Below are 20511 nucleotides of genomic sequence, written 5' to 3' on the forward strand. Positions count from 1 at the left end.
AAAAATACATAAAGCCTATTTCTATTATCGAATATTGAATTTAGTTGGCAATCCGTTGAAGAATCATCGCATTCAACGGGTTCAAGACAGGTAATTCAGCATGAAACAGCACTACATTCGCAGCCAACAGCAGATCAGCTTCGTCAAAGAGATGTTCTCCCGCCAACTCGCATTGCAGCTCGGCCTGATGGAGGTACAAGCCCCCATTCTGAGTCGCGTCGGTGACGGCACCCAGGACAACCTCTCCGGCTGTGAGCATGCGGTGCAGGTCAAGGTGAAAACCCTGCCTGAACACAGCTACGAGGTCGTGCACTCCCTGGCCAAGTGGAAGCGCCAGACCCTGGGCCGCTTCGGCTTCGGCCCGGGCGAGGGCATCTACACCCACATGAAGGCGCTGCGTCCGGACGAAGACAGACTCAGCCCCATCCACTCCGTCTACGTGGATCAGTGGGACTGGGAGAAGGTGATGCCGAGCGAGCGCCGGGATCTGGCCTACCTGCAGGACACCGTGCGCGGCATCTGGACCGCCATCAAGGCCACCGAGCGCGCCGTCTGTGCCGAGCACGACCTGACCCCCTTCCTGCCGAGCGACATCCAGTTCCTGCACAGCGAAGAGCTGCTGACCCGCTACCCGGATCTCGACGCCAAGGGGCGTGAGCGCGCCATCGCCAAGGAGCTGGGGGCCGTCTTCCTCATCGGCATCGGCGGGGCCTTGTCCCACGGTGAGCGCCACGACGTGCGCGCTCCGGACTATGACGACTGGAGCAGCCACAGCGAGCTGGGTCTGGCGGGTCTGAACGGCGACATCCTGGTGTGGAACCCGGTGCTGGAAGACAGCTTCGAGATCTCCTCCATGGGGATCCGCGTCGACGCCGAGGCGCTGCGCCGCCAGCTCGCCATCACCGGTGACGAGGATCGCCTGCAGTACGACTGGCACCAGGATCTGCTGGCGGAGCGCATGCCCCAGACTATCGGCGGCGGCATCGGCCAATCCCGTCTGGCCATGCTGTTGCTGCAGAAGGAACATATCGGCCAGGTCCAGGTCGGTGTCTGGCCGGCCGAAATGAAAGCCGCCGTTCAGGGCATGCTGTAACGAATGGAGTGCGTCCGGCCGGGTGAGGCGGACGCCGCAAGAGTGTGGCGGTGCGGACTGAACGAGCGCAGTCCGGACAGGCTGTAAGCAGGGCACCATCCTCGATGGTCCTCCGCGCAACCGGGGCTTGCCCCTGCGACCCGCTCAACCCACGCCAGGTCGCATCGAATACATTCCTCCCGGCAATCCTCGGATTGCCGTTTTTTTATTTCCGCTTCATGGATATGACAACGCCAGCCCGAGGGCTGGCGTTGTAAACACGGACAAAGGAAAGGTTACTGGTTCATGGTCAGGCCGTTGCTGTCTGCCCCGAGCACCAGCTTCTTGCCCGGAAGGATGCGACCGGAGAGCAGCGCCTGGGCCAGCGGGTTCTCCACCTTGTGCTGGATAGCCCGCTTGAGGGGACGGGCCCCGTAGACGGGATCGAACCCGGCGTGGACCAGCTTGGTCAGCAGCTCCTCGGTCACCTCCACCTCGAAGCCCTGGGCCTCCAGGCGGCCCATCAGGCTCTTGAGCTGGATGCGGGCGATGGACTTGATGTGATCCTCGCCGAGGGGGTGGAACACCACTGTCTCGTCGATCCGGTTGATGAACTCGGGACGGAAGCTGCGAGTCAGCACCTCCATCAGCATGGCCTTCATCTCGTCGTAATCCTTCGCGCTGTGGTGCTCCTGGATGAGATCCGACCCCAGGTTGGAGGTCATGATCACCACGCTATTGCGGAAGTCCACGGTGCGGCCCTGGCCGTCGGTCAGGCGGCCGTCATCCAGCACCTGCAGCAGGATGTTGAACACATCCGGGTGAGCCTTCTCCACCTCGTCCAGCAGGATCACCGAGTAGGGGCGACGGCGCACCGCCTCGGTGAGATAGCCCCCCTCCTCGTACCCCACGTATCCGGGAGGCGCCCCCACCAGACGGGCCACGCTGTGTTTCTCCATGAACTCGGACATGTCGATCCGCACCATGGCGTCCTGGGTATCGAACAGGAACTCGGCCAGCGCCTTGCACAGCTCGGTCTTGCCCACCCCGGTGGGACCGAGGAAGAGGAAGGAGCCGATGGGACGGTTCGGGTCCGAGAGGCCTGCGCGAGAGCGGCGGATGGCGTTGGAGACGGCGTCCACCGCCTCCTCCTGACCGATCACCCGGCTGTGCAGCTGATCTTCCATCCGCAGCAGCTTCTCGCGCTCCCCTTCCAGCATGCGGGCGACCGGAATGCCGGTCCAGCGCGCCAGCACGTCTGCGATCTCCACGTCGGTGACCCGGTTGCGCAGCAGGCTGGTCTCCTGCATCTCAGCCTGGGTGGCGAGATCGAGCTGTTTCTCAAGCTCCGGGATGCGGCCATACTGCAGCTCGGACATGCGGCCGAGATCCCCTGCGCGGCGTGCCACGTCCAGATCCTGACGGGCCTGCTCCAGCGCCGCCTTGATGTGCTGGGTGCCGGCGAGGGCGGCCTTCTCGGCCTTCCACACCTCTTCCAGCTCGTTGTACTCCCGCTCCTTCTCGCCCAGCTCGTGGTTGAGCAGGTCGAGGCGCTTGCGGCTGGCGTCGTCATCCTCTTTCATCAGCGCCTGCTGCTCGAGTTTCAGCTGGATGATGCGCCGCTCGAGGCGATCAAGAGACTCGGGCTTGGAGTCGATCTGCAGCCGGATGCTGGCCGCCGCCTCGTCGATGAGGTCGATGGCCTTGTCCGGCAGCTGGCGATCCGCGATGTAGCGGTGGGACAGCTGGGCTGCCGCAACGATGGCAGGGTCGGTGATCTGCACGTGGTGGTGCAGCTCGTAACGCTCTTTCAGGCCGCGCAGGATGGCGATGGTGTCTTCCACGCTCGGCTCTTCCACCAGCACCTTCTGGAAGCGGCGCTCCAGGGCGGCGTCCTTCTCGATGAACTGGCGGTACTCGTCCAGGGTGGTGGCCCCGACGCAGTGCAACTCGCCGCGAGCCAACGCGGGCTTGAGCATGTTGCCCGCGTCCATGGCCCCCTCGCCCTTGCCGGCGCCGACCATGGTGTGCAGCTCGTCGATGAAGAGGATGACGTTGCCCTCCTCCTTGGCGAGATCGTTCAGCACGGCCTTGAGGCGCTCCTCGAACTCACCGCGGTACTTGGCACCGGCCACCAGGGCCCCCATGTCCAGGGACAGGACCCGCTTGTTCTTGAGCCCTTCCGGCACCTCGCCGTTGACGATGCGCTGGGCCAGCCCCTCGACGATGGCTGTCTTGCCGACGCCGGGGGCGCCGATCAGCACGGGGTTGTTCTTGGTGCGGCGCTGCAGCACCTGGATGGTGCGGCGAATTTCGTCATCGCGGCCGATCACCGGGTCGAGCTTGCCGATCTCGGCCCGCTCGGTGAGGTCGATGGTGTACTTCTCCAGCGCCTGGCGGTTCTCCTCGGCGTTGGCGTCGTCTACCTTCTTGCCACCGCGCACCTTGTCGATGGCGGCTTCCAGTTTCTCCTTGGTCAGCCCCTGGGCACGCAGCAGCTCGCCCAGGGTCCCCTTCTCGTCCAGGGCCGCCAGCACGAAGAGTTCGGACGAGATGAACTGATCCTTGCGCTGCTGGGCCAGCTTGTCACAGACGTTGAGCAACCGGCCGAGACCGTTGGAGAGCTGGACGTCCCCCTCCACGCCGCTGACGCGTGGCAGGCGGTCGAGCTCCTCGCCAAGGCGAGAGCGCAGGGCATTGATGTCCATCCCGGTCAGGGTCAGCAATGGACGAATGGAGCCGCCATCCTGGTTGATCAGGGCAGACATCAGGTGGACGGGTTCGATGAATTGATGGTCACGGCCCAGTGCCAGAGACTGGGCATCGGAAATAGCAATCTGGAATTTGCTGGTCAGGCGATCGAGGCGCATTGCACTCCCCCTTCAAACAGACGCCGCTTGCGCGGCAACGACATAACTTTCTGAGATGAAAGATGAGGCCCGTACGGACTATTTCAAGGGGCTGATATGGTTATTTTTTCTTCAACACAAGAGCTAAAGACATCAGGCCCCTCGTGAGGAGGGGCCTGAGAGGCTCACTCGGCAAGCCAGACGATCGAGGCCATGCGGCCGGTCTGGCCATCGCGGCGATAGGAGTAGAAGCGCTCGCTGTCGCTGAAGGTGCAGCACTCGCCGCCATAGATGGCGGTGACGCCGGCGCGGGCGAGGCGCAGCCGGGCCAGCCGGTAGATGTCCGCCAGCCACTTGCCCTCGTTGGGGGATGGCACGAAGGCCGCCACCGCCTCGGCCTGCTCCGCCAGAAAGGCGTCGCGCACCTCGCCACCCACCTCGAACGCCGTGGGGCCGATGGCGGGGCCGAGCCAGGCCAGGATCTCGGCCGGCTCGCAGCCCATGGCATCGATGCTCTTTTCCAGCACACCGGCATGCAGCCCGCGCCAGCCGGCGTGGGCGGCGGCCACCCGGGTACCAGCACGATCGCAGAACAGCACCGGCAGGCAATCGGCGGTCATCACGATACAGGCCAGCCCCGCCTCATGGGCGCAGGCGGCATCCGCATCCGGCGCACGCTCATACCGGTCGCTGACCGGATGCACGGCGATGCCATGCACCTGGTTGAGCCAGTTGAGGGGGCCAGGGATGGCGGCTTCCTGCTGCAGCCGGGCCCGGTTGGCCTCGACACGCGCGGGTTCGTCCCCCACGTGGGCCCCCAGATTGAGGCCGGCGAAGACCCCCTCGCTCACGCCCCCGTCCCGGGTGGTCGACAGGGCCCTGACATTGCCCGGTGCGGGCCAGTCGGGTTGGATCCAGTTCATCTGCGACTCCTTCACTTCACGAATATGAAAACGGGGCTCCTAGAGAAGGAGCCCCGCTTGATGCGTCATCCAGACCCGCTTACGGCAGGAATCGACGCAGGTCCGACGAAATCAGTTCCAGACCAGATCGTCCGGATTGGCCAGGGTGATGATTGTACGCAGCACTCTCATCGGTACCGACATGGCATCAGCTCCAGACTAAATCGTCCGGATTGGCCAGGGTGTCGGCCCGCAGCACTTCCATCAGCTCCACCATGTCCTGGGGCGTGGGGGAGTGCCACTCCATCACTTCACCCGTGATGGGGTGGGCCAGCTTCAGCATGGTCGCGTGCAGCGCCTGGCGGTGGAAGTTGCGCAGGGCCTGAGTCAGCTCCGGGGTGGCATTGCGCAGCAGGCGCAGGCGGCCACCGTAGGCCGGATCCCCCACCAGGGGATGCTTGATGTGAGCCATGTGCACGCGGATCTGGTGGGTACGACCGGTTTCCAGACGCAACCGCAGACGGGTGTGACCACGGAACTTCTCGTGCACCCGGTAGTGGGTGACGGACTCGCGGCCATTGGGCACCACAGCCATGTGGGTACGCTGGGTCGGGTGGCGGCCGATGGGGGCATCGACGGTGCCGCCGGCAGTCATGTGACCGATGGCGATGGCTTCGTACTCACGGGTGATCTGGCGCGCCTGCAGCGCCTCCACCAGATGGGTCTGGGCCGGAATGGTCTTGGCGACCACCATCAGGCCGGTGGTGTCTTTATCCAGACGGTGCACGATGCCGGCACGGGGCACCTCGGCGATGCCGGGGTAGCGGTGCAGCAGGGCGTTGAGCACGGTGCCGTCCGGGGTGCCGGCGCCCGGGTGAACCACCAGGCCGGCCGGCTTGTCGATCACCAGGATGTGTTCATCTTCATAGACGATGTTCAGCTCGATGTTCTGGGCATCCCAACGGGTATCGTCTTCCAGTTCGACATTCACATGTACCTGCTGCCCGGCCACCACTTTCTCGCGCGGGGTATTGGCAACCTGACCGTCCAGGGTCACTCTGTCCTGTAAAATCCACTCCTTGATGCGGGTCCGGGAGTAGTCGGGAAACAATTCGGCCAGGGCCTGGTCGAGTCGCTGCCCGAATTGGTGATCCTGAAATTCGCCTGTCAGTTCAATATGCTGGCTCATGTATGGTCTCTTGAGCGGGGGTATCAATTCGAAATAATCCGGGTATTCTAGCTTTTCTTTTAGCCAAGCATAACGGATACTTTGCCAATTTCGTGGAAATGGACCGGATGTTGTTGATGGGAAAGAAGTCTCACCTGCTGATGTCGCTCGCCTTGGTTGCCACCCTGATCACAGGCTGTTCCAGCACCAAACCCAAGGTTCCCGATGAACCGCCGGAAGTTCTGTACCAGAAGGCCCGCCTCAAACTGGATACCGGTAACTACCTGAACGCCATCGAATTGCTGGAGGCGCTGGACTCCCGTTATCCGTTTGGTGCCTATTCCAGCCAGGTGCAGCTCGATCTCATCTATGCCTACTACAAGCAGGACGACACCGCCCAGGCGATCGCCAACATCGACCGCTTCATCCGTCTGAACCCGGCGCACAAGAACATCGATTACGTCTTCTATATGCGCGGTCTGACCAACATGGCGGCGGACTACAACTTCTTCCAGGACTTCCTGGGCATCGATCGGGATGACAAGGACCCCTCCTACGCCCGTCAGGCCTTCCAGGACTTCAAGACCCTGCTGCAGAACTATCCCAACAGCCAATACGCCGCCGATGCCCGTGCCCGCATGATCGGTCTGAAGAACCGTCTGGCTCGCTACGATCTGAACGTGGCCGAGTATTACGTCAAGCGTGATGCCCTGATCGCCGCCGCCAACCGTGCCAAGCTGGTCGTCGAGACCTACCCCGACACCGCCGAGACCGAGAAGGCGCTGGAGATCATGGTCAACGCCTATGACACGCTGAAGATGCCGACCCTGGCCCGCCACGCTCGCGAAGTGCTGGCCAAGAACTACCCGGACAATCGCCTCGGCCGCGGCTGAATAGCGGATGGACAATGAAAAACCGGTGCCAATGGCTCCGGTTTTTTTATGCCCGACGGTGGCACCCCGAGGTTATTGGTGCTTCCCCTGCTGCTTGGCCCGCATGATGTTGATGATCTCGATGTCGGTGTCCAGCATCCCCTGTTTGGAGAGACGCCCCAGGTTCGCGATGGTCTGATCCACGTCGTCCGAGACGATCCCCTCGCTCTGGGGCACCCGCAGGTTGTTGATGGCCATGAGGGAGGATTTCACCGCCGCCGAGGTGGAGGTAGAGACCTTCATGGAGCAGGCACTCCCCGCCCCGTCGCAGATAATGCCCGAGACGTCACCAATCATGTTGTTGATGCAGTGGCTGATCTGCTCGAACTGACCGCCCAGCAGCCAGGTGATGGCGGCGCCCGATCCCATGGCGGCGGTGCTGGCGGCGCACAGGGCAGAGAGCTTGTTCTGGTAGGCCTTGATGTAGATGGCCACCAGGTGGCTCATCACCAGGGCCCGGGCCAGCTGCTCGTCATCGGCCTTGAGGAAGCGGGCGGCGGCGACCACCGGCATGGTGGCAGCAATGCCCTGATTGCCCGACCCCGAGTTGGACATGGCGGGCAGCATGGCGCCGTCCATCCGCGCATCGGAGGCGGCGGAGGAGAGACGCATGGCCAGGGTCATCAGATCGTCCGAGAGCAGCTTGCGCTCCACCTGTTCGGTCAGGATCTTGCCGATGCGCAGGCCATAGCCCTGCAGCCCTTCATCCGCCAGGGCCTGGTTCATGGTGGCCGCCTCGCGGATGAAGTCGATCTCGGCGAGCGGCGCCTGCAACGCGAAGTCGACGATCTCCCGCAGGGACATGGCGGGCTTGGCGGACTTCGCGGGCTGGATCTGCACGCCCGGGGCGCTGTCCTGGGCCATCAACACCTCGCCATCCTTCTCCATCAGCACGATGCGGGTGTGATCCGTGCAGATCACCACCCGGGCACTGTGGCCCTCCACCTCGGCCAGCACCTCGGCATAGAGCACATCAGGCACGTCCTTCACGTCCACCGTGATGGTCGGCAGCAGTGCCCTGGCCGCCTCGACCTGCTCGGCGGTGAGTCCCTTGAGCACCTCCAGCCCGGCATCCGGGTTGCCCCCGGTGATGCCGACGGCCGCCGCTACCGGCAGACCTATCATGCCGGTGCCGGGCACCCCGACCCCCATGCCGTTCTTGAACAGGTTGCCGCTGACCCAGACGCTGGTGCGGGTCGGCGCCTGTCCCAGCAGCTTGCGGCAGTTGGCCGCCGCGAGGGCGACCGACATGGGTTCGGTACAGCCCAGGGCCGGCACCACTTCACGCTTGAGCAGGGTAATAAAGTCGGTCCATTGTGCTTTCATCTGTGGTTTCTCTGGTTCACTGTGCCGCGGGCATCTCTTCACGGTGTCGGGTCAGGCCTCGGGGTAGCCCGCCGGGCACCCGGTTCATGCAACTTGATTTGGTTCTAACGGGGTGGGCATCAACTAAAATTGAACCTCCCCGCCTTTTGCCGCCATTATGCCTTCCCTCTGGGGCAAGGTCACCGGATTGCTGAGCCGCGCCGACGCGCGCGCCTCGTCATGTCAACCGAACCTCTTTGTCATCAATGCCTTGGCTCCGGTAAAAGCAGGCAATAAAAAAAGGAGGCCGAAGCCTCCTCTTTGTTTCATCCCAGCGACGCTTAGAGCGCCTTCAGGATGGCCTCGACGCTGGCCTTGGCATCGCCAAACAGCATCTGGGTGTTGTCCTTGAAGAACAGCGGGTTCTGCACACCGGCGTAACCAGTGTTCATGGAGCGCTTGAAGCCGATGACGTTCTGCGCCTTCCACACTTCCAGCACCGGCATGCCGGCAATGGGGCTGCCCGGATCTTCCATGGCGGCCGGGTTCACGGTGTCGTTCGCACCGATCACCAGCACCACGTCGGTGTCGCCGAAGTCCTCGTTGATCTCGTCCATTTCCAGCACGATATCGTAGGGAACCTTGGCTTCCGCCAGCAGCACGTTCATGTGGCCAGGCAGACGACCGGCAACCGGGTGAATACCGAAGCGCACCTTGACGCCGCGGTCACGCAGCTTCTGGGTGATCTCGGCCACCGGGTACTGAGCCTGCGCCACCGCCATGCCATAGCCCGGGGTGATGATGACGGAGTGAGCGTTCTTCAGCATGTCCGCCACGTCTTCGGCGTTGGTCTCGCGGTATTCGCCCAGCTCCTGCTCGGCGGTGGAGGCCACGCCGTCGGAGCCGAAGCCACCGGCGATCACGGAGATGAAGGAGCGGTTCATCGCCTTGCACATGATGTAAGACAGGATGGCACCGGAGGAACCCACCAGGGCACCGGTGACGATCAGCAGGTCGTTGGAGAGCATGAAGCCCGCCGCCGCCGCCGCCCAACCGGAGTAGGAGTTCAGCATGGAGACCACGACCGGCATGTCGGCGCCGCCGATGGAGGCCACCAGGTGCCAGCCGAAGGCGAAGGCGATCAGGGTCATCACCAGCAGGGCGAAGGTGGAGCCACCCGCGTTGACGAAGTGGATCATCAGCGCCAGGGACACGACCACGGCCAGCAGGTTCAGCTTGTGGCGGTGCGGCAGCATCAGCGGCTTGGAGGAGATGAGGCCACGCAGCTTGCCGAACGCCACCACGGAACCGGTGAAGGTCACGGCACCGATGAAGACGCCCAGGAACACTTCCACCAGGTGGATGTTCAGCATGGCGCCGGAGAGGTGCTCGACCTGGGCGACGCTGGCCGCCTGCTCGAACGCCGCCCGGGCGGCTGCCAGGGTCGCATCCAGGTTGGAACCGACGGAGACGACGACTTCAGCCGGCGCAGACGGGTGCAGATCGATGAAGCTGTTGAAGCCCACCAGCACCGCCGCCATGCCCACGAAGCTGTGCAGCACGGCCACCAGCTCGGGCATCTCGGTCATCTCGACCTTGAGCGCCAGACGCACGCCGATGGCGCCGCCGATGACCATGGCCAGGATGATCCAGTGCACACCACTGGTTTCCGGGTTGAAGACGGTGGCGAGCAGGGCGATGGCCATACCCGCGATACCGAACAGGTTGCCATGCTTGGCCGTTTCTTGCTTCGACAGTCCCGCGAGACTGAGGATGAAGAGCACGGCGGCAACGATATAGGATGCTGTTACCAGTCCTTGAGACACGTTAAACCCCCTTAATCCTTACGGAACATCTTCAGCATGCGCTGGGTGACGGTGAAGCCACCGAAGATGTTGATACTGGCAATCAGCACGGCCACGAAGGCCAGAACGGTGACCAGGGTCGACCCTTGCCCAATCTGCAGCAGGGCACCGACCACGATAATGCCGGAGATGGCATTGGTGACCGACATCAGCGGCGTGTGCAGGGCGTGAGAGACATTCCACACCACGTAGTAACCGACCACACAGGCCAGGATGAAGACGGTGAAGTGGGACAGGAAGGCGGCAGGCGCCACGGCAGCAACCCAACCGAAGGCGGCGATACCGAGGGCACCGAACACGAACTTCTTGTTGGAGGGCTTGGCCTCTTCCTTCTTGGCGGCCACTTTGGCGGCAGCCGGTTTCTGCGGCGCGGCAGAGACGGAGATCGCGGGGGGCGGGAAGGTCACTTCACCGGCCTGGACCACGGTCATGTTGCGCTGCACCACGTCTTCGAAGTCGATGGCGACGTTGCCGTCCTTCTCCTTGCACATCAGCTTCATCAGGTTGACCAGGTTGGTCCCGTAGAGCTGGGAGGATTGGGCAGGCAGACGACCCGGCAGATCGGTGTAGCCGATCACCTTGACGCCGCTGTCGGTGACATGCAGTTCACCCGGCACAGTGTATTCGCAGTTGCCGCCGGCCTGGGCCGCCATGTCCACGATGACGGAGCCCGGCTTCATGCTGTCCACCATCTCTTTGGTGATCAGCTTCGGAGCCGGCTTGCCCGGGATCAGGGCGGTGGTGATGATGATGTCCACTTCCTTCGCCTGCTGGGCGAACAGTTCCATCTCGGCCTTGATGAACTCTTCGCTCATCACCTTGGCGTAACCGTCGGAGGAAGATCCATCCTCGCCACCGAAGTCCAGCTTGAGGAATTCCCCACCCATGGACTCGATCTGCTCGGCCACTTCCAGACGGGTGTCGAACGCACGCACGATGGCACCGAGGGAACCGGCAGTCCCGATGGCGGCCAGACCGGCCACGCCGGCACCGATGACCAGCACCTTGGCGGGCGGTACTTTACCGGCGGCGGTGATCTGCCCGGTGAAGAAGCGACCGAACTGGTGCGCGGCTTCGACCACGGCGCGATAGCCACCGATGTTGGCCATGGAAGAGAGGGCATCGAGGGACTGGGCACGGGAGATCCGCGGTACCATGTCCATCGCCATCACATTGATGTTGCGCTCGGAAAGCTTCTTGACCAGCTCGGGGTTCTGGGCAGGCCAGATGAAGCTCACCAGGGTGGCACCATCCTTAATTTGTGCGATTTCGGCCTCGGTCGGCGCGTTGACCTTGAAGATAAGGTCGGCTTGCCAGACGTTCGGTACCACGCTGGCACCGGCAGCCTCGAAGGCGGCATCGTCGAAGCTGGCTCGCAGGCCGGCACCGGCCTCGATGGCAACCTCGAAGCCGAGCTTTTTCAGCTGCTCGACGGTAGCCGGGGTCGCTGCGACCCGGGTTTCACCGGCGAGACTCTCTCTCGGTATTCCAATCTGCATGACTATTCCCTGATGGTTAATAAACAATCATTGCCCAGTCTCTCATGTCTGAGGGGACAAGGCATGATCAAAGTGCAGGTCACGGGCCCTTTGTTATGAAAATCAGCAGGCTTCACCTCGACCTCCTGTCACGGTCAGGCCCCCGCTTTTCAGGCGCGAGGGTGATTAGTATCAAATTTTGGAGTTTTATTACAACCACGGCCCCGAGCGAGCGGGTACAGAATTCAGCCCATCCCGGCCCATGATTAAAAAAAACAAACCAAATTAGGGGCTTATATCAGCAAAAAGCGCCAAAAAAAGTGATCCAACCAGTCAAAAAAAATGTTTTGTCCCACCTCTACCTTAGCGTTTTTTGTTCTTATGAAATCTGCCCCTGGCTCACCAGATGAAACGAAATCGGAAAAAATAACCATTTTGTAACGATCAGGGGGCCGATCCCCCGCCATCTGGCAGGTGTCGGCCCCCTCGTTCAACCCCGGCCAGAACCGGGGTCCATTGCTCGCCTCTTACCAGGCCGCCTCATAAATATGCCGGCTCTGTGCCAGGTCGATGTCGCCGTGCTCACCCAGGCTGGTCATGCCGTGCTCCTCGAGCTTGGCCAGCAGGGTGTCGATGCCGGCGTCCGCCATGCCGTAGTCACGCAGCCGGGTCTTGACCCCCATGCGCTCGAAGAAGTCGCGGGTGGCGGCGATGGCCCCGTCGATACGCTCCTCCTCGCTACCGCTGCGCAGATCCCAGACCCGCTCGGCGTATTGCAGCAGCTTGGCATGCTTCTGTTCACGCTTGGCCTCAAGCAGGGCGGGCAGTACCACCGCCAGGGTCTGGGCGTGGTCCAGGCCGTGCAGGGCGGTGATCTCGTGGCCCAGCATGTGGGTGGCCCAGTCCTGGGGCACGCCGGCCCCGATCAGGCCGTTCAACGCCAGCGTGGCGCTCCACATGATGTTGGCGCGCACGTCGTAGTTCTCCGGCTCCACCAGCGCCTTGGGACCCTCTTCGGCCAGAGTCAGCAGCAGACCCTCGGCGAAGCGATCCTGCACCTTGGCGTTCACCGGGTAGGTGAGGTACTGCTCCAGGGTGTGGATGAAGGCATCCACCACGCCGTTCGCCACCTGGCGCGCCGGCAGGGTGTAGGTGAGCACGGGATCCAGCACGGCGAAGCGCGGCATCACGAAGGGGGAGAAGAAGTGCTGCTTGTCACCCGTGCTCTTGCGGGTGATGACCGCCCCCATGTTCATCTCGGAGCCGGTGGCCGGCAGGGTCAATACTGTACCGAGCGGGATGGCGGAACCCACCTCGCCCCCGACAGTCTCGAGGATGTGCCAGGGATCCCGGGCCGGATCGTAGTGGGCCGCCGCCGCGATGAACTTGGTGCCGTCCAGCACGGAGCCGCCGCCGACCGCCAGCAGGAAGTCGACCTTCTCGGCACGGGCCAGCTCGACGGCCCCCATCAGGGTCTCGTAGGCGGGGTTGGGCTCGATGCCGCCGAACTCGAACAAGGTCATGCCGGCCAGCTCGCTGCGGATCTGGGCCAGCAGGCCGCTGCGCACCACGCTGCCGCCGCCATAGGTGATGAGCACGCGGGCATCGCCGGGGATCTGGTCACGGAGCTGGGCTACCTGGCCCTTGCCGAACAGCACCTTGGTCGGGGTGTGCAGGATGAAGTTGTTCATGGGATCTCCTCGGGTAGGAATGGTCGCTATGGGATGAGTTGCATTTTTCTCCTGCCGAGGCTTACCATCAAGGGAACATTCTGCCAATTTTTTGCCTATTCCTACTAAGCCTGGAAAAATGAGCACAATTCAGCCCCCTGCGACGACACACCAGTCCACCCTGGCCGCCCGGCTCGCCGCCCTGGCGCCACGCCAGGGCATCACGCTGGCCCCGGTGCCCGGTGTGCATCTCATCTACACCACGGAGCACCACGACCGCATCCCGGTGCTCTACCGCCCGCGCATGATCATCATCCTGCAGGGGCACAAGGTGGGTTACCTCTCGGACTTCACCTTCCGCTACGACCCCGATCACTACCTGATGATGACCCTGCCGCTGCCCTGCGAGTGCGAGTGCTTCGCCTCCCCCGAGGCCCCCTTGGTCGGCCTGTCGCTGGAGATCGACGTGGCGGCCCTGCAGGCCCTGCTGCTGGAGATGGGGGATGCGGCCCCCGCCCCGGCCGAGCCGGGCCGCGGCGTGGTGTCGGTCCCCCTCTCCGAGCTCATGCTGTGCGCCGTGGAGCGCCTCATCGACGTGATGGACAAGCCCCTGCACGCCCGGGTGCTGGGTCCCCAGATAGTGCGCGAGATCCTGTTCCACGCCCTGCACGACGGCGGCGGGCCTGCCCTGCTCGCCATGGCCAGCCGCCACAGCCAGGTGAGCCAGATAGCACGGGTGCTGCGTATCATGGAGCAGCGCTTTACCGAGAACCTGACGGTGGAGGAGCTGGCGGGGGAGGCCAACATGAGCGTGTCGGCCTTCCACCACCACTTCAAGTCGGCCACCGCCACCTCGCCCCTGCAGTACATCAAGACCCTGCGCCTGCACCGGGCGCGCATGATGATGCTGCACGACGGCCTCAAGGCCGGGGTGGCGGCCGGGCGGGTCGGCTACGAGAGCGGCTCCCAGTTCAGTCGCGAGTACAAGCGCTTCTTCGGCAACACTCCGAGCGAGCACGCGGCGCGTTTTCGCGAGGGACAACTTCGTATCGTGGAGGGATAGATGCGAGCATTGGTTTTGGGGATGCTGGCCCTGCTGGTCAGCGCCTGCACCGGCATTCCGCAGGGGCACCAGGTGGTCAGGCCGTTTTACCTCGACCGCTACCTCGGCACCTGGTACGAGATAGCCCGCCTCGACCACGGCTTCGAGCGCGGCCTGAACCGGGTCACCGCCACCTACAGCCTGCGGGATGACGGCGGGGTCAGGGTGATCAACCGGGGTCAGGAGCCCGACGGCAGCTGGCGCGAGGCCGAGGGGCGCGCCTACTTCCTGGGGGCAAAGGACGAGGGGCGCCTCAAGGTAAGCTTCTTCGGCCCCTTCTACGGCAGCTACAACGTCCTCGCCACCGACTACGAGCTCACCCTGGTGAGCAGCTACAACCTGCAGTACCTCTGGATCCTGTCGCGCACCCCAGAGCCCCCCGAAGCCGGAGTCCAGGCCCTGATCGCCCGGGCCCGCGCTCTGGGGTTCAATACCGACGCGTTGATCCGGGTCAGTCAGCGCTAGGGGCCCGCCACGGGTTCGCGACGGGCGATCCCGGCACCCCTTCACCGCGGGCTCTCAGATCGAGCCCGCAGCATGACACAAGGCGACCCGAGGTTGCCTTGTGTCGCTGTCCTGCCGGCTCGTCTCTGGAGCCGGAAGCGCTCAATCTCCCGCTCCAGCCGCTCGGTCAGCGGCCTGAGATCGGCGGTGGCGTCGTGAACCCGGCACAACATAACCCGCAGTAAAACGTCACCTGACCGGCAGCCTCTACTGAGTTTTGGATTTATCGCGGCGTATTCACGAAGAGATCGGCTCAGAAGGGAGCCCCGCCAGCTCGGTCAGCAGCAGATCGAGCAGGGCGGGAGGCCGCTCCCGATGCCAGGCCAGCGCCGTGGTCACCACCTGCACCTCCCCCGCCAGCGGCAGGATGACCACGTTGGCGGGGGCGCTCTTGTGCAGCGTCTCCGGCACCAGCGCCACCCCCTGGCCACAGCCGACGAAGGCCACCTGGGAGGCCACGGTGCGCGCCTCGTGCAGCACCCTGGGAGCAAACCCGGCCCCGTGACAGCAGGCCATCAGGGTGTCGAAGTAGGTCGGATTGAGGGCGCGGGGGAACAGCACGAAGGGGGTTTCCGCCAGGGCGGCCAGGGGCACGACCGACTCACACGCCAGCGGATGGGTGGCCGGCAGCGCCACGGCCAGCCGATCCTGCTTGAGGGGGTGCACCCGGATGCTCCCCTCCTGCTGCTCGGCCAGCCGCACCAGCGCCAGATCCAGCTCGCCGCTCTCCAGCGCCGGAATGGCGTCGGCACTGTCTATCTCCCGCACCGAGACGGTGACCCCGGGGTGGCTTAGCTTGAGGCGCTCGATCACCCTGGGCAGCTCGTCCAGCATGGCGGAGGTGATGGCCCCTATGGTCAGCACCCCCACCTGGCCCGCCGCCGCCTCCCGCACCGTCAGCTCCAGGTGCTCCAGGTGATCCGCCAGCCGCCGCACCGCCGGCAGGATCGCCTGCCCCGCCGGCGTCAGCTGCACTCCCTTGGGGGTGCGATCGAACAGCTTCACCCTCAGGGCGTGCTCCAGCACCTTGATCTGCTCGGTCAGGGGCGGCTGGGTCATGCCGAGGCGGCGGGCGGCCCGCCCGAAGTGTCGCTCCTCGGCCACCGCCAGGAACAGCCATAGGTGCCTGACGAGTCGGAAATTGATCATGTTCCATAGCCTCTACGAATCGTCTCGTTACTTTCTTTGGATTTTACGTATAGGGCAGCGCGCCGAACAATACGCCGTCCCCGTCAACTCTACTGGAGTCCCCGTGCACCTCTACCTGATGTTTCTCGCCCTGGCGGCCCTGACCATACTGAGCCCGGGCCCCAGCACCCTCAAGTCCCTCACCAACGCCCTCAACCACGGGCCGGGCCCGGCTCTGGTGGGCATGGCCGGCCTCACCTTCGGCGTGCTCGCGGTCGCCACCCTGTCGGCAACCAGCCTGGGGGTGCTCATCGCCGCCTCTCCCACCACCTTCGAGCTGGTGCGCTATGGGGGCAGCCTCTATCTCCTCTGGCTCGGCATCAAGCTGTGGCGCTCCGTCCCCGCCCTGCCGGGAGACGCGCCCCCGGCGGCGCACCGCCACCTCTTTCTGGAAGGGGTCATGCTGCAATTCTCGAACCCCAACGCGCTGATCTTCTTTCTCTCCATACTGCCTCAGTTCATCGATCCGCAGCGCGCCTACCTGCCGCAGTTTCTGCTACTGGTCTCCAGCTTCTGCCTGCTCATGATGATGGTGCACGGCGGTTACATCCTCTCGGCCCGCAAGGCGCGGCGCTGGCTGCAAGGAGGGGGTGGGCGCCTGTTCAACCGCATCAGCGCCCTCGCCTTTCTGCTGCTCGCCATCCTGCTGCTGCGGAGCTAGACCGTTCGCGCCATGGTCCCGGGAGCCGGCCTAGCTCCCGGGATAAAACGCCGCCTAGCGGTCGAGGCGGCGCTCACTCTCCTCGAAGAATTCGGCCAGCGCCCACCACATCAGCACGGGGTTGGAGTACATGGGGAAGTGGCCGCACTGGGGGATGGAGGTCAGACGAGCGCCCTCCCGCGCCAGCGTATCGAGGTAGGAGAGGTGGGCATTCTGCTCGCCATACATGAAGTGAACCGGGCAGGGCAGCCCCAGGAACTTGTCGAGCAGCGCTCCCTCGTCCGAGCAGGCCACCATGGAGCGAAAGATGGGGCGCACCGCCCCGGCGCGCACCTTGTGGCGCAGGGAGGCCGCATAGAGGGTGCTCGCCAGATCGCGCCCGTGGCGGGTCCGCTCGATAAAGGCGGCAAAGAAGACCTCGTCCTCCTGCGCCAGGTGCTCGTGCACCTGACGGCTCAGGAAGCAATCCTCCGGCGCCAGGTTGCCCTCTATGCTGGTGAAGCTCAACACCCGCTCCGGCCTCAGGTGCGCCAGCAGCAGGGCCGTCAGCCCGCCCATGGAGTGCCCCACCAGGTGGTATTGCCCCCAGCCCCGGCTGTCGATCATCGCCGCCGCCGTCGCCACCAGCAGGGGCAGGTCGATGCGCGCCGGATTATCTATGGTCGTGGCGCCGCAGCCGGGGGCATCCCAGGCCAGGAAGGGGCGGTCATCGAAGTCCGGGTGATGGACCACATCGGCGTAATCCTCCTTGGTGGAGCCAAAGCCGTGCAGGAAGACGACAGGGGCTCGCCGACCGTCGCGGCCGATGGCGGAAATGTCGAGCCGGACCTCCCCCAGGTGCAGGGGCTGGGTCCATTCGGTAAAGCGGGGGGACATGGGATCTCCTTGATACGGGTCTGCCACCATGGGCTAGCCCCCGATTATCACCAGACAGGGTGACAGGGAGAATTTTGTTCCGGGTATCGACCCCATTCGCTCAGGCTATGAAGATGACGAAGTTCATTCGAATTGCCGGATCATCGCCGGATGAAGACCCGCCATGGAGAGCAAGTAGAGAAGAGAACGCCAGGCAAGATGCCATCACCGTGAGCGACATACTGACGCCTAGTCAGGACAGGGGGCGAGCAGCAGGAGGTGGCGACGCAAGAGGGTACACGGGAGTATATCGGGAGAGCAGAAATGCGAAAGGCCAGCTCAATGAGCTGGCCTCTCTGAAAAATGGCAGGGGCGGCAGGACTCGAACCCGCAACCATCGGTTTTGGAGACCGCTGTTCTACCAATTGGAACTACGCCCCTGCAACAAACGAGGCGAATTATACAAAGCCGGGATCAAAGGTAAAGGCTTTTTTTCTCACTTTTGATGCGATCGAACAAATGACGAGCAAATCGTCGCACTTCCAGCAAGAAACAGGGATAAGCCGCTGTATTTGCAGCCTCAACAGGGTAGGAATGGGACACAAATGGGGGTAGGGTGAACTCAGGTAGAGGGAGGCCGCCCATGCTCAATTACCGATTGCTGCAACAACTTGCTCCGCTCAACTTCAGGGACGAGCGCCAAACCGAGTCCCTGACCGACTATCTCGCCCGGGTCTCGCCCCTGGTCCCCTTCATCCCCGAGAACGTGCTCACCCAGTGGATTTACCGCCATTGGCGCGGTTTTGAATCCAACTGGAGCTTTATCGACCTCGCCAACCACTGCTTCGAGTGTGAAAGCTGGTCCACCGCCCGCATTGTGGGCGAGATAGACTCCCGCCATATAGAGGTGATCGACCGCTGGGGGGAGATGCTGCGCCACAACCGTTACGTGCGCCGCTCCTGGCTCGGGGAGAAGATGTTGAGCGAAGGGAGCTGGCCAGAACCGGTCATAGTGCTGGCATCGACGGCGGGGGACAGCTACCCGAACGGGCAACCCCTGCCCCACCCCTATTGCCTGCTGGAGGGGCACCACAGGCTCGGCTATCTGCGCGCCATGGCGCAGGATGGCGAGCCACTGCAGGCGCAGCATCAGGTGTGGGTTTGCCGACCAGTTCGCAACACTTAAACGTTTTTCAGCGCAAATCTTGCCTTTGAAATAAATTTTTGACAATTCAAAATGCGACTCTATAATCTGTCCGGTTTGAAAAAAGGTCGGGACAGAACGATGCCGTTTTTGATGAAAAAAGCAGCCTTGCAGACGGGTGGAGCGCACCAAAGCGGCCCCGTTGTTTCCGGTTCCCGACCCACAGATCCCCAATTGTTTTTAAAAAAAGCCCCTGTTTCAGGGGCTTTTTTTTGTGCCGGAAAAACCTTCATTGATGTCAAAGGGAATGCAGACGATGACCAATCCACTCTATAACAAACACGTCATCTCCATCTCGGACCTGACCCGGTCTGACATGGAACTGGTGGTCGCCACCGCTCAGCGGTTGAAGGCCGAACCCGACACCCGCCTGCTGAAAGACAAGCTGGTCGCCAGCTGCTTCTTCGAGGCCTCCACCCGTACCCGCCTCTCCTTCGAGACCGCTGTCCAGCGTCTCGGTGGCAACATCATCGGCTTCGCCGACGGCGGCAACACCAGCGCCAAGAAGGGCGAGACCCTGGCCGACTCCATCAAGATCATCGGCTCCTACTCCGATGCGGTGGTGATGCGTCACCCGAAAGAGGGAGCCGCCCGCCTCGCCTCCGAGTTCTCCCGGGTGCCCGTCATCAACGGCGGTGACGGTTCCAACCAGCATCCGACCCAGACCCTGCTCGACCTCTTCTCCATCCACGAGACACAAGGGCGCCTGGACGGCCTGAACGTCGCCTTCGTCGGCGACCTGAAATATGGCCGCACCGTCCACTCCCTGGCCCAGGCCCTGAGCCTGTTCAACTGCCGCTTCTTCTTCATCTCCCCGGAGGCGCTGGCCATGCCGGACTACCTGTGCGAGGAGCTGGAAGAGAAGGGCATCCAGTTCAGCGTGCACGAGACCATGGAAGAGGTAATGCCGGAGCTCGACATCCTCTACATGACCCGCGTCCAGAAAGAGCGTTTCGACGAGACCGAGTACAAGCACATGGCCGCCAAGTTCGTGCTGGAACTGGCCACCCTGGAAGGGGCCAAGCCCACCATGAAGATCCTGCATCCCCTGCCCCGGGTCGACGAGATCGACGTGGCCGTCGACAAGACCCCTCACGCCTACTACTTCCAGCAGGCAGAGAACGGGGTCTATGCGCGCCAGGCTCTGCTGGCACTGGTACTGAACGAAACCGTATAAGGGAAAGGGGAACATCATGTCCGAGAAGAACCAACTGCAAGTCGAAGCCATCCGTCACGGCTCCGTCATCGACCACGTCCCCGCCGGCCAGGGCATCAAGATCCTCAAGCTGTTCCAGCTGATCGAGACCCAGGAGCGGATCACCGTCGGCTTCAACCTCAAATCCGGCGCCCTGGGCAAGAAGGATCTCATCAAGATAGAGAACACCCGCCTGACCGAACAGCAGGCCAACCAGCTGGCCCTGTTCGCCCCCAAGGCCACCGTCAACATCATCGAAGACTTCGTGGTGGTGAAGAAGCACCAGCTGGCACTGCCGGAGTTCATCGCCGGGGTGTTCCACTGCCCCAACTCCAACTGCATCTCCCACAACGAGCCGGTGGACAGCTACTTCCGCGTGCGCGAGGTGAAGGGCGCGGTGCGCATGAAGTGCAAATACTGCGAGAAGTCCTTCACCCAGGACATCGTCAGCGAGCGCTACTGATACCCCGTCAAAAATATCCATGTGGGCCCCTCCGGGCCCATTTTTGACTCCTGTCACATCACTTTTTCCCCCTTTGGTTATAATTTGCCATCTCATAA

General features: G+C 63.2%; 18 protein-coding genes and 1 tRNA gene. 9 read left to right on the top strand and 10 right to left on the bottom strand.

Features of this window, described 5'->3' with window-relative positions; all coding sequences use genetic code 11:
- Positions 1 to 100 precede the first annotated feature (100 nt).
- Entirely contained in the window at positions 101 to 1093 is a 993-nt protein-coding gene (gene asnA / locus BN1136_RS10420) for an aspartate--ammonia ligase (RefSeq protein ID WP_043764001.1), read from the top strand.
- A gap of 275 nt (positions 1094 to 1368) precedes the next feature.
- On the opposite strand, the gene clpB is transcribed toward asnA, so the two are convergent.
- The 3 genes from clpB to rluD form a co-directional block, all read right to left on the bottom strand.
- The gene (clpB, locus tag BN1136_RS10425) at positions 1369 to 3942 is read right to left on the bottom strand and encodes an ATP-dependent chaperone ClpB (RefSeq protein WP_043764002.1); all 2574 of its coding nucleotides are present in this window, start codon (positions 3940 to 3942) and stop codon (positions 1369 to 1371) included.
- A gap of 164 nt (positions 3943 to 4106) precedes the next feature.
- On the bottom strand, positions 4107 to 4844 hold the full coding sequence (gene pgeF, locus BN1136_RS10430; RefSeq protein ID WP_043764003.1) for a peptidoglycan editing factor PgeF: 738 nt from the start codon (positions 4842 to 4844) through the stop codon (positions 4107 to 4109).
- A gap of 187 nt (positions 4845 to 5031) precedes the next feature.
- Positions 5032 to 6012 (bottom strand): 23S rRNA pseudouridine(1911/1915/1917) synthase RluD, encoded by a 981-nt coding sequence (rluD, locus tag BN1136_RS10435; protein WP_043764004.1) that lies wholly within the window; start codon positions 6010 to 6012, stop codon positions 5032 to 5034.
- 116 nt (positions 6013 to 6128) lie between these two features.
- On the opposite strand from rluD, the gene BN1136_RS10440 reads away from it, so the two are divergent.
- Entirely contained in the window at positions 6129 to 6884 is a 756-nt protein-coding gene (locus BN1136_RS10440; protein WP_043764005.1) for an outer membrane protein assembly factor BamD, read from the top strand.
- A gap of 72 nt (positions 6885 to 6956) precedes the next feature.
- Here BN1136_RS10440 and BN1136_RS10445 read toward each other — a convergent pair whose 3' ends face one another.
- From BN1136_RS10445 to yqhD, 4 genes are all read right to left on the bottom strand, one after another.
- Entirely contained in the window at positions 6957 to 8249 is a 1293-nt protein-coding gene (locus BN1136_RS10445; RefSeq protein WP_043764006.1) for an L-cysteine desulfidase family protein, read from the bottom strand.
- 320 nt (positions 8250 to 8569) lie between these two features.
- Entirely contained in the window at positions 8570 to 10054 is a 1485-nt protein-coding gene (gene pntB, locus BN1136_RS10450) for a Re/Si-specific NAD(P)(+) transhydrogenase subunit beta (protein WP_043764007.1), read from the bottom strand.
- An 11-nt stretch (positions 10055 to 10065) separates the two neighbouring features.
- Positions 10066 to 11592, bottom strand: coding sequence for a Re/Si-specific NAD(P)(+) transhydrogenase subunit alpha (locus BN1136_RS10455; RefSeq protein ID WP_043764008.1), 1527 nt, complete (start codon positions 11590 to 11592; stop codon positions 10066 to 10068).
- Between the two features lie 506 nt (positions 11593 to 12098).
- The gene (gene yqhD / locus BN1136_RS10460; RefSeq protein WP_043764009.1) at positions 12099 to 13262 is read right to left on the bottom strand and encodes an alcohol dehydrogenase; all 1164 of its coding nucleotides are present in this window, start codon (positions 13260 to 13262) and stop codon (positions 12099 to 12101) included.
- A gap of 118 nt (positions 13263 to 13380) precedes the next feature.
- Between yqhD and BN1136_RS10465 the strand changes: the two genes are divergently transcribed.
- Both BN1136_RS10465 and BN1136_RS10470 read left to right on the top strand, forming a co-directional pair.
- Positions 13381 to 14304 carry an AraC family transcriptional regulator gene (locus BN1136_RS10465; RefSeq protein ID WP_043764010.1) on the top strand — a complete coding sequence of 308 codons (924 nt, stop codon included), beginning with the start codon at positions 13381 to 13383 and terminating at the stop codon, positions 14302 to 14304.
- Entirely contained in the window at positions 14305 to 14808 is a 504-nt protein-coding gene (locus tag BN1136_RS10470; RefSeq protein WP_043764011.1) for a lipocalin family protein, read from the top strand.
- A 276-nt stretch (positions 14809 to 15084) separates the two neighbouring features.
- On the opposite strand, the gene BN1136_RS10475 is transcribed toward BN1136_RS10470, so the two are convergent.
- A complete protein-coding gene (locus tag BN1136_RS10475) occupies positions 15085 to 15996 on the bottom strand; it encodes a LysR substrate-binding domain-containing protein (RefSeq protein ID WP_043764012.1) in 912 nt (303 codons plus the stop codon).
- 103 nt (positions 15997 to 16099) lie between these two features.
- Here BN1136_RS10475 and BN1136_RS10480 point away from each other — a divergent pair, with 103 nt between their 5' ends.
- The gene (locus tag BN1136_RS10480) at positions 16100 to 16696 is read left to right on the top strand and encodes a LysE family translocator (RefSeq protein WP_052365704.1); all 597 of its coding nucleotides are present in this window, start codon (positions 16100 to 16102) and stop codon (positions 16694 to 16696) included.
- 54 nt (positions 16697 to 16750) lie between these two features.
- On the opposite strand, the gene BN1136_RS10485 is transcribed toward BN1136_RS10480, so the two are convergent.
- Positions 16751 to 17572, bottom strand: coding sequence for an alpha/beta hydrolase (locus BN1136_RS10485; protein WP_043764013.1), 822 nt, complete (start codon positions 17570 to 17572; stop codon positions 16751 to 16753).
- Between the two features lie 343 nt (positions 17573 to 17915).
- Positions 17916 to 17992, bottom strand: a tRNA-Trp gene (locus BN1136_RS10490).
- A gap of 202 nt (positions 17993 to 18194) precedes the next feature.
- Between BN1136_RS10490 and BN1136_RS10495 the strand changes: the two genes are divergently transcribed.
- The 4 genes from BN1136_RS10495 (at position 18195) to pyrI (ending at position 20413) form a co-directional block, all read left to right on the top strand.
- Positions 18195 to 18737, top strand: coding sequence for a hypothetical protein (locus BN1136_RS10495; protein ID WP_043764014.1), 543 nt, complete (start codon positions 18195 to 18197; stop codon positions 18735 to 18737).
- 99 nt (positions 18738 to 18836) lie between these two features.
- A complete protein-coding gene (locus BN1136_RS20405) occupies positions 18837 to 19031 on the top strand; it encodes a hypothetical protein (RefSeq protein ID WP_167576489.1) in 195 nt (64 codons plus the stop codon).
- Positions 19012 to 19932 carry an aspartate carbamoyltransferase gene (pyrB, locus tag BN1136_RS10500; protein ID WP_043764030.1) on the top strand — a complete coding sequence of 307 codons (921 nt, stop codon included), beginning with the start codon at positions 19012 to 19014 and terminating at the stop codon, positions 19930 to 19932. Before BN1136_RS20405 ends, pyrB begins: the two co-directional genes overlap by 20 nt.
- Before the next feature lie 16 nt (positions 19933 to 19948).
- On the top strand, positions 19949 to 20413 hold the full coding sequence (gene pyrI / locus BN1136_RS10505; RefSeq protein WP_043764016.1) for an aspartate carbamoyltransferase regulatory subunit: 465 nt from the start codon (positions 19949 to 19951) through the stop codon (positions 20411 to 20413).
- The last annotated feature ends 98 nt before the right edge of the window (positions 20414 to 20511 follow it).

It is taken from the genome of Aeromonas taiwanensis (genome assembly GCF_000820165.1).
Classification (GTDB): domain Bacteria; phylum Pseudomonadota; class Gammaproteobacteria; order Enterobacterales; family Aeromonadaceae; genus Aeromonas; species Aeromonas taiwanensis.

Excerpts from the sequence above, each read along its gene's own strand:
- asnA (WP_043764001.1), top strand. The coding sequence starts at position 101 with ATGAAACAGCACTACATTCGCAGCCAACAGCAGATCAGCTTCGTCAAA.
- clpB (WP_043764002.1), bottom strand. The coding sequence starts at position 3,942 with ATGCGCCTCGATCGCCTGACCAGCAAATTCCAGATTGCTATTTCCGAT.
- pgeF (WP_043764003.1), bottom strand. The coding sequence starts at position 4,844 with ATGAACTGGATCCAACCCGACTGGCCCGCACCGGGCAATGTCAGGGCC.
- rluD (WP_043764004.1), bottom strand. The coding sequence starts at position 6,012 with ATGAGCCAGCATATTGAACTGACAGGCGAATTTCAGGATCACCAATTC.
- BN1136_RS10440 (WP_043764005.1), top strand. The coding sequence starts at position 6,129 with ATGGGAAAGAAGTCTCACCTGCTGATGTCGCTCGCCTTGGTTGCCACC.
- BN1136_RS10445 (WP_043764006.1), bottom strand. The coding sequence starts at position 8,249 with ATGAAAGCACAATGGACCGACTTTATTACCCTGCTCAAGCGTGAAGTG.
- BN1136_RS10455 (WP_043764008.1), bottom strand. The coding sequence starts at position 11,592 with ATGCAGATTGGAATACCGAGAGAGAGTCTCGCCGGTGAAACCCGGGTC.
- yqhD (WP_043764009.1), bottom strand. The coding sequence starts at position 13,262 with ATGAACAACTTCATCCTGCACACCCCGACCAAGGTGCTGTTCGGCAAG.
- BN1136_RS10465 (WP_043764010.1), top strand. The coding sequence starts at position 13,381 with ATGAGCACAATTCAGCCCCCTGCGACGACACACCAGTCCACCCTGGCC.
- BN1136_RS10470 (WP_043764011.1), top strand. The coding sequence starts at position 14,305 with ATGCGAGCATTGGTTTTGGGGATGCTGGCCCTGCTGGTCAGCGCCTGC.
- BN1136_RS10475 (WP_043764012.1), bottom strand. The coding sequence starts at position 15,996 with ATGATCAATTTCCGACTCGTCAGGCACCTATGGCTGTTCCTGGCGGTG.
- BN1136_RS10485 (WP_043764013.1), bottom strand. The coding sequence starts at position 17,572 with ATGTCCCCCCGCTTTACCGAATGGACCCAGCCCCTGCACCTGGGGGAG.
- BN1136_RS10495 (WP_043764014.1), top strand. The coding sequence starts at position 18,195 with ATGCTCAATTACCGATTGCTGCAACAACTTGCTCCGCTCAACTTCAGG.
- BN1136_RS20405 (WP_167576489.1), top strand. The coding sequence starts at position 18,837 with ATGCCGTTTTTGATGAAAAAAGCAGCCTTGCAGACGGGTGGAGCGCAC.
- pyrB (WP_043764030.1), top strand. The coding sequence starts at position 19,012 with ATGACCAATCCACTCTATAACAAACACGTCATCTCCATCTCGGACCTG.
- pyrI (WP_043764016.1), top strand. The coding sequence starts at position 19,949 with ATGTCCGAGAAGAACCAACTGCAAGTCGAAGCCATCCGTCACGGCTCC.